The 11,065-nt window shown below is 69.2% G+C and carries 11 protein-coding genes; 1 reads left to right on the top strand and 10 read right to left on the bottom strand.

What is annotated here, in order from left to right:
- The coding region (locus HW466_RS23085; protein ID WP_166966332.1) for a transposase at positions 1-122 on the top strand (122 nt) is incomplete at its 5' end.
- 58 nt (positions 123-180) lie between these two features.
- Here the strand turns inward: HW466_RS23085 and HW466_RS23080 are convergent.
- The 10 genes from HW466_RS23080 to cheA all read right to left on the bottom strand — a co-directional run bounded on the left by HW466_RS23080 (position 181) and on the right by cheA (position 11,035).
- On the bottom strand, positions 181-1,434 hold the full coding sequence (locus HW466_RS23080) for a DUF3443 domain-containing protein (RefSeq protein ID WP_151007002.1): 1,254 nt from the start codon (positions 1,432-1,434) through the stop codon (positions 181-183).
- Between the two features lie 16 nt (positions 1,435-1,450).
- Complete coding sequence (locus HW466_RS23075) at positions 1,451-1,954, bottom strand: DUF2844 domain-containing protein (RefSeq protein WP_059505484.1); 504 nt, start codon at positions 1,952-1,954, stop codon at positions 1,451-1,453.
- Between the two features lie 257 nt (positions 1,955-2,211).
- Positions 2,212-2,943 (bottom strand): protein phosphatase CheZ, encoded by a 732-nt coding sequence (cheZ, locus tag HW466_RS23070; RefSeq protein ID WP_059452632.1) that lies wholly within the window; start codon positions 2,941-2,943, stop codon positions 2,212-2,214.
- Between the two features lies 1 nt (position 2,944).
- Complete coding sequence (gene cheY, locus HW466_RS23065; protein ID WP_006754880.1) at positions 2,945-3,340, bottom strand: chemotaxis response regulator CheY; 396 nt, start codon at positions 3,338-3,340, stop codon at positions 2,945-2,947.
- 67 nt (positions 3,341-3,407) lie between these two features.
- Complete coding sequence (locus tag HW466_RS23060) at positions 3,408-4,499, bottom strand: protein-glutamate methylesterase/protein-glutamine glutaminase (RefSeq protein ID WP_059452631.1); 1,092 nt, start codon at positions 4,497-4,499, stop codon at positions 3,408-3,410.
- Positions 4,496-5,242, bottom strand: a complete 747-nt coding sequence (cheD, locus tag HW466_RS23055; RefSeq protein WP_174906110.1) for a chemoreceptor glutamine deamidase CheD — start codon at positions 5,240-5,242, stop codon at positions 4,496-4,498. Before cheD ends, HW466_RS23060 begins: the two co-directional genes overlap by 4 nt.
- Positions 5,239-6,225, bottom strand: a complete 987-nt coding sequence (locus HW466_RS23050) for a CheR family methyltransferase (RefSeq protein ID WP_059792014.1) — start codon at positions 6,223-6,225, stop codon at positions 5,239-5,241. Before HW466_RS23050 ends, cheD begins: the two co-directional genes overlap by 4 nt.
- A gap of 3 nt (positions 6,226-6,228) precedes the next feature.
- On the bottom strand, positions 6,229-8,196 hold the full coding sequence (locus HW466_RS23045; protein ID WP_176316102.1) for a methyl-accepting chemotaxis protein: 1,968 nt from the start codon (positions 8,194-8,196) through the stop codon (positions 6,229-6,231).
- 37 nt (positions 8,197-8,233) lie between these two features.
- Positions 8,234-8,749 carry a chemotaxis protein CheW gene (gene cheW / locus HW466_RS23040; RefSeq protein WP_031397017.1) on the bottom strand — a complete coding sequence of 172 codons (516 nt, stop codon included), beginning with the start codon at positions 8,747-8,749 and terminating at the stop codon, positions 8,234-8,236.
- A 48-nt stretch (positions 8,750-8,797) separates the two neighbouring features.
- Positions 8,798-11,035, bottom strand: coding sequence for a chemotaxis protein CheA (gene cheA, locus HW466_RS23035; RefSeq protein WP_176316101.1), 2,238 nt, complete (start codon positions 11,033-11,035; stop codon positions 8,798-8,800).
- Positions 11,036-11,065 lie beyond the last annotated feature (30 nt).

The raw sequence follows: 11,065 nt of genomic DNA, 5'->3' as shown, positions 1-11,065 counted from the left end.
CCAGCGTCGTCGAAGGCATCAACAACACCATTAAGGTCATCAAGCGTCGGGCCTACGGGTACCGCGACGAGGAATACTTCTTCCTCAAAATCCGCGCCGCGTTCCCCGGTAATCCTCGATGAACCAAAAAAAAGGGGGCGATCGCTCGCCCCCTTTCCCGCTGCCGCCGTTCGGGCGCGATCAGAACGCGACGTAAGGCTGCGCGCCGCCGCTGCCGGTGCGGTCCATCCCGAAGTAGATCGTCTTGCCGTAGAAGTGCGGCATGCCGATGTCGAGCCAGCCGGCCGCGCCGAACGGGCCGGCGATGTCGTTGAACGCGAACGTCGACGGATTCGCGAACAGCGCATCGGCATTCGCGACCGGCATCGACACGCCGCCCGACACACCGTTCTTGCCGGTCAGCGTCGCCGTATAGGTGGTCGTCGACGACGGGCAGTAGAACTGCGTGTTGGTCGAGCAGGCCTTCTGCGTCGAATCGTTGAAGAAGTACGCGTTCGAGCCCGTATCGAAGAACGCGGTCACGCTGCCGCCGAGGAACGTCGCATCGACGTCGCCCGTCGTCGTCGACGTGAGCACCGTCGACGCCCCGAGCGCGTTGTTGCTCTGCGTATTGATCCCGAACGTGAGCAGGCCCGTCGCGCTGCCCTGCCCGCTGTTCGAGATGTTCGGCATCTGCACGATCACGCCGTTGTTGTCGGTCGCGAAGCGATGGACCGGGTTGGCCACCTGCTGCGCGACCGGCACCAGCGCCACCGCGCAGCTGGAATTGCCGTTCGGGCACGCGTAATAGTTGTTCGACGTCGCCGACGTCGAGGTCGCGCAGGCCGTGCCGCAATCGACCGGTGCCGGCCCGATGCCGAGGATGCCGTTCGCGCCGAGGTCGCTGGCCGTGTTGGCCGACGTCCGGGCGCCGTTGTTCGAGCACGAACCCGGCACGTTGCTCGTGCCGAGATCGCCGATGATCTGCACCGGCAGCGAGCTCGCCTGCTCGGTGCCGATCGACAGGTCGACGGTCCGCACGGAGCCCCAGGTGAAACTCGACACGAACTTGCCGCACTCGGCCACCGGCGCGCCGCCGGCCGTCGTTTGCGGCAGGTTGTTCAACACGCCCGACGACAGCACGCTGCTGACCAGCCGCAGCCCGTACGATGCCGTATCGACCAGCACGTTGTTGACCACCTGGCAGTTCGACGTGCCCGGCACGCAGATCTTCACGTTGACGGTCGGGATGTTGATCACGTGCGCGACGCCGGTGCCGACCGTGATCACGGCCGTGTTCGCGGTATTGCCGTCGGAGACGCTGGAGCCGCCGCCATTGCTGCCGCCCCCGCCGTTGTTGTCGTCGCCGCCGCCGCAGGCGGTCACGAGCATGGCCGTCGCGGCCGCGACGCTCAGCAGGCCGAGCCAGCGCTTGAAGGTACGAGGAATTCGCAAGATCGCTCTCCCGCTGTCACTGGATGTCGTTGCCGGTCAGCCCGGCAGGCAGCGCCGTCGGCAGCCATGCCTGGCCCGCGAAGGCGCCCATGTGGCCGCCCGTGCGGATCACGAGGCCGCTCGTATCGACGGACACGGGCGCACGCCAGCCGCGCGCCGCATGCGCGACCTGGACGCCGGCGGTGTACTGCGGGAAATAGCTGCCGAGCAGCGACTCGAGGTCCGGCATGCTCGGCCCGCGCCACGCGAGGCCGAACACGGTGCCCGCCGCGCTCGTGTATTCGTGGATGACGGTGCCCGACCCGAGCGTGATCTCGCGCACGGTATAGGCGGCCGCGTTCGCCTGCGCGCCGTCGGCGGAGCGCATCGCGCGCTGCAGCGCGCGCACCGTGGCGGCGCGATCGTCCGCCGGCGGCGACATCGGCGCGCCGCCCAGTTCGGCCTGTGCGTGGACGGCCCACAGCACACCCATTGCGGCCGTCGCGTGCGCGGCGGCCCAGCCCAAGCGTTTCAGCTTCACGTTCCCCCCCAAGGGACTGGCTTCGTTGCCGGCGGTGTCGCCATCAGGCGCTACGCCGCGGGCAAACAAATCAAAGTCTTAAGAATGACGCTTCGTTGCTGCTGACGCGTAGTATGCCTGCGGAGTGTGTCGCAGTGTCAAATCCGCGTTGCGTGACGCACCGCAGCATGCCGCGCGGCACGACCCGGGCATGGGGGAAAGCCATGCGCACCGGGCCGCTCCGCGATCGGGAGCGACGTCGATGCGATGGCGCGGGATCAGAAGCCGAGACTGGCGAGCAGGTCGTCGACCTGCGCCTGGTCCTGCACGACGTCGGACTTGCCTTCCGGCGCGATCTGCGGCCCGTTCAGCAGCGACTCGGGGCTGCCGGTCGCGCTGATCTGCTCGGCCGCGAGCGCGGCCGCGGTCGCCGCGAACTGCTCGCGCCGCTCGGGCGCGATGTTCTCGACGAGCACGGTGAGCAGTTGCTGCTCGATCAGGTAGACCATGTCCATGATCTTCTTGATCACCTGCCCGGTCAGGTCCTGGAAATCCTGCGCGAGCATGATCTCGAGCAGCTGCGCGCTGGTCGCCGACGCCGCCTCGGGCAGCGTGCGCAGGAACGTGCGCGTGTCATCCATCAGCTCGCGCACTTCCGCGTGCTCGATCGGCGCCGCATACCATTGCGCCCAGCGCGCGTCGAGCGCCTCGGCCTCGTTCTGGATGCGCTCCTGCATCGGCTTGGCGACCTCGATCGCGTTCAGCACGCGCTCGGCCGCCTGCTCGGTCATCGTCGCGACGTAGCGCAGCCGGTCGCGCGCATCGGGCACGGCTTCCGCCGCGCGCTCGACGTGCTTGTCGAGCCCGAGCTCACGCATCGAATCGCGCAGCGTGCGCGTGACGTGGCCGATGCGCGCGAGGATCCGGTCGCTCGCGTAATCGGCGCCTTCGGCATGGCCGTCGGCGTTGATTGCCGCGCCGGCGAGCGCCGCATGGATCGGCTCGTTCACGTCAGCTCCCGGCCTTGGCCATCTTGTCGATGATCTTGTTCAGCTTCTCGTCGAGCGTCGCGGCCGTGAACGGCTTCACGACGTAGCCGCTCGCGCCTGCCTGCGCGGCCGCGATGATGTTCTCCTTCTTCGACTCGGCCGTGACCATCAGCACCGGCAGGTGCGTGAGCGTCGCGTCCGCGCGAATTTCCTTCAGCATCGCGAGGCCATCGAGGTTCGGCATGTTCCAGTCGGAAATCACGAAGTCGAAGCCGCCGCCGCGCAGGCGCGCGAGGCCGGCCGCGCCGTCCTCGGCTTCGTCGACGTTCGTGTAGCCCAGTTCCTTGAGCAGGTTGCGGACGATCCGGCGCATCGTCGGGAAGTCGTCCACCACCAGGATTTTCATGCTCTTGTCCATCGTCGTTCCTTTGCAGATTCGTTACCGTCGGGGCCCGCAGCATCGCACGTGCCCCGTGACATTTCATTCAGACGCGCTGTACGCGGTCGCCCATCGTCGCCAGTCGCGCCATCACGCGCCGGCTCATCTCGGAGAGCGGCGCGACCTCGTCCGCGCCGCCGAGCGCGATCGCCTCGCGCGGCATCCCGAACACGATGCAGCTCGCCTCGTCCTGCGCGAACGTGTGGGCGCCCGCGCGCTTCATGTCGAGCAGCCCGGCCGCGCCGTCGCGGCCCATCCCCGTGAGGATCACGCCGATCGCGTTCTTGCCCGCGTGCTGCGCCGCCGAGCGGAACAGCACGTCGACCGACGGCCGGTGGCGGTTCACCGGCGGCTCGTCGGACAGCTGCGCGATGTAGTTCGCGCCGCTGCGCGCGAGCAGCAGGTGCGCATGGCCCGGCGCGATGTACGCATGGCCCGGCAGCACGCGCTCGCCGTGCTCGGCTTCCTTCACCGCGATCCGGCACAGGCCGTTCAGCCGCTGCGCGAAGGATTTCGTGAAGCCGGGCGGCATGTGCTGCGCGATCAGCACCGCCGGCGCGTCCGGCGGCAGCGGCGTCAGCACCTCGCGGATCGCCTCGGTGCCGCCCGTGGACGCGCCGATGATGATCAGCTTCTCGGTACTGACGAGCGGGTTGTTGACCATCGGCGCGGCGCTCTGGCCGCTCGCCGCGCGCACGGCTGCCTGCGGTTGCGGCGCCTGGCGCACGCGCGCGCGCGAGGCCGCGCGGATCTTGTCCGCGAGCTTTTCCGCGTAGTCGAGCATGCCGTCGCGAATCCCGACGCGCGGCTTCGTGACGAAATCGACCGCGCCGAGTTCGAGCGCGCGCAGCGTGATCTCGGAGCCGCGCTCGGTCAGCGACGACACCATCACGACCGGCATCGGGCGCAGGCGCATCAGCTTCTCGAGGAAGTCGAGCCCGTCCATGCGCGGCATTTCGACGTCCAGCGTCAGGACGTCCGGGTTGTGCTGCTTGATGAGTTCGCGCGCGACGAGCGGATCGGGCGCGGTCGCGCACACTTCCATGTCGGGCTGGCTGTTGATGATCTCCGTCATCAGGCTGCGGATCAGCGCCGAATCGTCGACGCACAACACTTTGATCTTCTGCACTGCGGTCATGCCTCCTGCTTTCTCGAAAGGTTGGCCGCATACGGGCTGCCGGCCTTCGTGTTCGTCGTCTGCGCGCCCGCACCGCCGCGCGCACCGAACAGCTCGATGCGCGGGCGGGCCGGCGGCGGCGCGGCCGGCCGTTTCGCGGCGAACAGCTCGACGTGCGCGCGCTGCCGCTCGGCGCGCAGGCGGTCGGCCTCGCGCGCGAGCGCGGCTTCGCGCTCGGTCACGCCCGGCACCTGCAACCGCAGCTTCTTCACCATCGCGCGGCCGGTGCGCGGCATGAACGCAACCTTGCGCGGGTGCACGCCCTGCAAATCCTCCGCGGTGATGCGGATGCGTTCGAGCGCGAGATAGCGGCGCACGAAATCCGCGTTGCGGTCGCCGATGTTGATGGTCGTCATTCCCGCCAGCACCGCCGCACCGCCGAACACCTTCGCCTCGAAGCGCTCGCGGCGCCCGCCGGCCTTGATCAGTTCGTTGATGAGCACTTCCATCGCGTACGCGCCGTAGCGCATCGCCTCCGACGCGGCCGCGCCGGCATCGGCGCCGTCGTCGGGCAGCATGAAGTGATTCATCCCGCCGATGCCCGCGAACGGATCGTGCAGGCACGCGGCGACGCACGAGCCGAGCACGGTCATCAGCACCATGTCCTCGGCCGTCGTGTAGAACTCGTTCGGCAGCAGCTTCACGCCCGGGCGTTCGAAGTGGTTGTCGAAGTAGCGATTGGTCGCGATCGGCAGGCCGCTCATCCGCGTTCTCCATACGCGGGGGCGGCGCCCGCGGCACGCGCATGGGCGCGCGGCGGCACCGGCGCGGCCGGCGCGGCGCCACGCGGGCGCACGCCCGGCGCGGCATCGTGCGCCAGCTCGTACACCGTCTGCCCGCGCAGCCGGAACGCCTGCGACACGTACGTGAAATTCTCCGAATGCCCGGCGAACAGCAGGCCGCCCGGCTTCACGAGCGGCTCGAAGCGCGACAGCACCTGCCCCTGCGTCGGCTTGTCGAAATAGATCATCACGTTGCGGCAGAAGATCGCATCGAACGGCTTCGCGATCCCGTAGTCGGCATCGGTCAGGTTCAGCTGCTCGAAGCGGATCATCGCGCGCAGCTCCGGGCGCACCTTCACGCGGCCGGCCTGCGCGCCCGTGCCTTTCAGGAAGAAGCGCTTGAGCCGCTCGGGGCTCAGATGCTTGACCTGGTCGTACGTGTAGATGCCGGCCTCGGCCTTCGCGAGCACCTGCGTGTCGAGGTCGGTCGCGAGAATCGATGCGCCGCGCGCGGCCGATTCGCCGAGCGCCTCGATCAGCGTGATCGCGATCGAGTAAGGCTCCTCGCCGGTCGACGCCGCCGAGCACCACACCGACACGGGCGCCGGGCGCCCCTTCACGAAGTCGGCCAGGATCGGGAAATGGTGCGACTCGCGGAAAAAGGCGGTCAGGTTCGTCGTCAGCGCGTTGGTGAACGCTTCCCACTCGAGCGGATCGTCCTCCTGCTCGAGCAGGTCCAGGTAGTCGCGGAACGTGTCGAGGCCGCGTGCGCGCAGCCGGCGTGCAAGCCGGCTGTACGCCATGTCGCGCTTGTGCTCGGACAGCGAAATGCCCGCGCGTCGATGAATCAGCGCGCGGATGCGTGCGAAATCCGCGCCGGTGAACGCGAAGTCGCGCCCGGGCTCGCCCGCGCGGGGCGAGGCGTCGGGTGCATCGGATCGAAACGGTGCGCGCGCGGACGGCATGGCTTAGAAAGTCTCCCAGTCGTCGTCGGACGTGCCGGCCGCCGCCATCGCCGGCTTCTCGCCGTTCAGCGCGGGGCGCACCAGTGCGGGCTTCTCGGCAGGCTTCGGCGCCGGTGCGGCGGCCGTCTTCGCGAGACGCGGGCCGTAGCCGCCGGCGGCCGGCGCTTCCTTCGATGCGCGTGCGGCAGCGGCGTCCGGCGCGCGCTTCGCGTCCTGGCCGGCGTGGCCGGCAGCCGGTGCCGGTGCCGGCGCCGGCGCATGCGCTGTCGGCGCGGCGCGACGGGCCGGCTGCGCGGCGGGCTGCGGTGCCGGCAGCGCGGCCGGCGAGGTTTCGTGACGGTGCGCCGCCGGCAACGCCGGCGCCGATGCGTGCGCGGCCGATTGCGCGGCAGGGCGCGCCGGCGCGAGCGCGATGCCGCCCGCGACGCGCCACGCCGACACGACCGCCTTCATCTGGCGCGTCTGCTCCTCGAGCGATGCGGCCGCCGCCGCGGCCTGCTCGACGAGCGCCGCGTTCTGCTGCGTGACCGAATCCATCTGGCCGACCGCGCGATTGACCTGCTCGATGCCGGTCGACTGCTCGTCCGACGCGGCGCTGATCTCGCCCATGATGTCGGTCACGCGGCGCACGGCCTGCACGATCTCGTCCATCGTCGAGCCGGCGCGCGCGACGAGCGCCGAGCCGCTTTCGACCTTCTCGGCCGAGTCGCCGATCAGTTGCTTGATTTCCTTCGCGGCGCTCGCGCTGCGCTGCGCCAGCGAGCGCACTTCGCCCGCGACCACCGCGAAGCCGCGGCCCTGCTCGCCCGCGCGCGCGGCTTCGACCGCCGCGTTCAGCGCGAGGATGTTGGTCTGGAACGCGATGCCTTCGATCGTGCCGATGATGTCGACGACCTTGCCCGAGCTCGCCGCGATGTCCTGCATCGTCGACACGACCTGGCCGACGACCTCGCCGCCCTGCATCGCGATGTCCGACGCGTTCACCGCGAGCTGGCTCGCCTGCCGCGCGTTCTCCGCGTTCTGCCGCACGGTGCCGGTCAGCTGCTCCATGCTCGATGCGGTTTCCTGCAGCGACGCGGCCTGTTCCTCGGTGCGCTGCGACAGGTCGGTGTTGCCGGTCGAAATCTCGCGCGCGCCGACATCGATCGACTCGGTGCCGCGATGCACGGCCTGCACCATCGCCGTCACGGCGTCCTGCATCCGCTTGATGCCGCCGAACAGGCGGCCGATCTCGTTGGTGCTGAACACGTTCACCGGCTGCGTGAGATCGCCGCCGGCGATGCGCTCGAAGTGCGCGATCGCGTCCTCGAGCGGCTTCACGATCAACCCGCGCAGCGCGAAGCGGATCGCGATCACGACGACGAACGCGACCGCGATGCCCGCCGCGATCAGCGCGACCATCAGCGAGATCTGCGATTGCGTCGCGGTCTGGCGTTCTTCCGCGCGCTTTTGCAGCGATGCGATCACGCCCGCCGCCGTCTGGTCGAACGCGACGAACATCGGGCTGATCTTCGTGTCGGCAATCGCGTGGTACGCCGCCATGTCGCCCGCGCGCGCCGCGGCAAACTCGGGCTCGACGCCTTCCTTCACGATCGTCGTGTAGCGCGCGGTGAGCTCGTCGACGAGCGCCTGCTCGACGCCGGGCTTCGGCAACGCCTGGAACGCCTGCCAGTTCTGGTTCGACTTCGCGAACAGCTCCTGCGCGCGGTCGAGCACCTTCGCCGCATCGGCCGAATTGCCGGCTTCGGTCAGCGTGCGGAAGCGGTCGAGCGCGACACGGGCGCGCAGCAGGTGCGCGGCCGTGTCGTCGAGCGTGTGAATCGCCGGCAGGTCGACGTGCGCGATCTCGTCGAGCGAACGGCTCGCGTGATTGAGCGCGTAAAGGCCGAGCCCGCCGACGGCGGCGGCCAGCGCCACGAGGATGAGTCCGACCGCCGTGAGCGTCGTGCGGATCGACCAGTTATGCAACATTGCAGATTCTCCCGAAATTCCTGCGCGCGCGGCGCGCTTACCCGCCGAGCGTCTCGATCAGCGCCATTTCCCGGCTCGACATCAGCTTCTCGATGTCCATCAGGATCAGCATCCGGCCGTCGACCGTGCCGAGGCCCGTCAGGTACTCGGTGGTCAGCGTCGCGCCGAATTCCGGCGCCGGCATGATCTGGTCGGTCTGCAGCGTCAGCACGTCCGACACGCCGTCGACCACCATCCCGACCACGCGGTTCGACACGTTCAGGATGATCACGACGGTCTGGTGGTCGTACTCGACGCGGCCCAGATGGAACTTGATCCGCATGTCGACTATCGGCACGATGATCCCGCGCAGGTTGATCACGCCCTTGATGAAGTCCGGCGCGTTCGCGATGCGCGTGACGCTGTCGTAGCCACGGATTTCCTGCACCTTCAGGATGTCGATCCCGTATTCCTCGTCGCCGAGCGTGAAGACGAGGAACTCCTGGCCCGTCGCATCGCCCTGCTCCGCGTCGCGGCGGCTGGTTGCCGCGTTCGCCGCGGCCGGATTGATCATTTGGACTTCAGCAGACACGTTTGCCCCCAATCGGTTGAATGGCGAGAGTCAGAAGATCGCGAGCTCGGCGCCGGCTCGGGCGCCGTGCGTCGCACGGGTTTCACGGTTCAGCGCCGCGACGTCGACGATCAGTGCGACGCTGCCGTCGCCGAGGATGGTCGCCGCCGAGATGCCGTGCACCTTGCGGTAGTTCGTTTCGAGGTTCTTCACGACCACCTGCTGCTGGCCGACGAGCTCGTCGATCAGCATCGCGAAGCGGCGCCCCTCGGTTTCCATGATCGTGACGATGCCCTGGGTCGGGTCGGTGCGCGCGTCCTCGACCGAGAACACTTCGTGCAGCGCGACCAGCGGCAGGTATTCGCCGCGCACGCGCACCACGCGCTCGCCGTTGCCGACCGTGTAGATGTCGTCGTTCGACGGTTGCAGCGACTCCATCACGAAGTTCAGCGGCAGGATGAAGATCTCCGTGCCGACCTTCACCGACATCCCGTCGAGGATCGCGAGCGTGAGCGGCAGCACGATCCGCGTGGTCGTGCCGCGGCCGGCCTGCGACGAGATCTCGACGTGGCCGCCCATCGACTGGATGTTGCGCTTCACGACGTCCATCCCGACGCCGCGGCCCGACACGTCGGTCACCGTCTCGGCCGTCGAGAAGCCCGGCGCGAAGATCAGCTGCCAGACTTCGTCGTCGCTGATGTTGTCGGGGATCTGCATGCCCTGCTTGGCGGCCTTCGCGAGAATCCGTTCGCGGTTCAGGCCGCCGCCGTCGTCGCTGACTTCGATCACGATGTTGCCGCCGTGATGCGCGGCCGACAGCACGAGCTGGCCGACCGCGTCCTTGCCCGCGGCGATGCGCTTGTCGACGGTCTCGATCCCGTGGTCGAGGCTGTTGCGCACGAGATGCGTGAGCGGGTCGATGATCCGCTCGATGAGGCTCTTGTCGAGCTCGGTCGCCTGACCGAACGTGACGAGCTCGACCTGCTTGCCGAGCTTGCCGGCCAGGTCGCGCACGAGGCGCGGGAAGCGGCTGAACACGTAGTCCATCGGCATCATGCGGATCGACATCACCGCTTCCTGCAGGTCGCGCGCGTTGCGCTCGAGCTGCGCCATCCCGTTGAACAGGCGGTCGTGCAGCGCCGGATCGAACGCGCTCGCCGTTTCCGCGAGCATCGCCTGCGTGATCACGAGCTCGCCGACCAGGTTGATCAGTTGGTCGACCTTCTCGACGCCGACGCGGATCGAGCTGCCTTCGGCGCCCGATGCGGCAGCCGCCGGGCGCGGGCGCTTGTCGTCGTGGTGCGCGGCGGCCTGCGCAGCCGACGCGGCAGGTTCCGCGTGCGGTTGCGCGGCGGCTTGCGGCGCCGGTTGCGCCGGCGCTTGCGGTGCGGCGGCGGCGGCCGGTGCGGCACCGGCGGCTTGTGCGAATACCTCGACGCGCGCGGCCGGCTCCGGCGCAGCGGCCGGTTCGGGCGCGGCCGTCGCGGCGGCGGGCGCCGCCGGTGCGGCCGGCGCGGTCCCGCGCGCGATCCGGATCTGGCTGTCGTCGATCACGAAGCAGCACACGGCGACGATGTCGTCGGACGGCACGTCCGATTCGAGCCACAGCGTCAGGTCGGCACCCGCTTCCTCGCGGGCGACGATCCGGCCGAGATTGCCGAGTTCTTCGGTCAGCAGCGCCTGGTCCTTCGCGTCGACGCCTGCGAGCGTGATCTTCAGGTGCGGGCCGCCCGCGCCGGCGTCCTCTGCCGGATGCGCGGCCGCGACGGCCTGTTCGACCACGTGATCGGGCGCGCGATCGCCTGCGGCAGGCGCCGGCGCCGGTGCGGCCGCCTCGGCCGGCACGGCCGTTGCTGACGGCACGGCCTGCGCGGCATCCGCCGCCGCGGCCACGCCGCCGCTTTCTGCCTTCAGGCGTTCGAGCTTCGCGCAGATCGTCGCGGCAGCCGCCGCATCCGGTTCCGCGCTCGCGCGATAGTCGGCCAGCTGGTCGGACAACACGTCCTTGGTCTCGAGGAACGCATCGACCATTTCCTTGGTCAGCGTCAGCTCATGGTTGCGCGCGCGGTCGAGCAGCGACTCCAGGATGTGGGTCGTCTCGGTCAGCGCGGAAAAACCGAAGGTCGCCGCGCCGCCCTTGATCGAATGCGCGGCGCGGAAGATCGCGGCCAGGTCCTCGGGGTCGGGCGAGCCGACGTCGAGGTTCAGCAGCAGTTGCTCCATCTGCGCGAGCAACTCGTCCGCTTCGTCGAAAAAGGTCTGGTAGAACTGCGTGATGTCGAGAGTCATGCCCGGTCACCGGTTGGATACGTCGCGTTC

Source organism: Burkholderia territorii (genome assembly GCF_902833055.1).
GTDB lineage: Bacteria > Pseudomonadota > Gammaproteobacteria > Burkholderiales > Burkholderiaceae > Burkholderia > Burkholderia territorii.
This window is presented reverse-complemented; position numbering and strand designations above follow the sequence as displayed.

Coding starts and splice junctions, on each gene's coding strand:
- cheW (WP_031397017.1), bottom strand. CDS start 8,749: ATGATCAATCCGGCCGCGGCGAACGCGGCAACCAGCCGCCGCGACGCG.
- HW466_RS23060 (WP_059452631.1), bottom strand. CDS start 4,499: ATGACCGCAGTGCAGAAGATCAAAGTGTTGTGCGTCGACGATTCGGCG.
- cheA (WP_176316101.1), bottom strand. CDS start 11,035: ATGACTCTCGACATCACGCAGTTCTACCAGACCTTTTTCGACGAAGCG.
- cheY (WP_006754880.1), bottom strand. CDS start 3,340: ATGGACAAGAGCATGAAAATCCTGGTGGTGGACGACTTCCCGACGATG.
- HW466_RS23050 (WP_059792014.1), bottom strand. CDS start 6,225: ATGCCGTCCGCGCGCGCACCGTTTCGATCCGATGCACCCGACGCCTCG.
- cheD (WP_174906110.1), bottom strand. CDS start 5,242: ATGAGCGGCCTGCCGATCGCGACCAATCGCTACTTCGACAACCACTTC.
- HW466_RS23045 (WP_176316102.1), bottom strand. CDS start 8,196: ATGTTGCATAACTGGTCGATCCGCACGACGCTCACGGCGGTCGGACTC.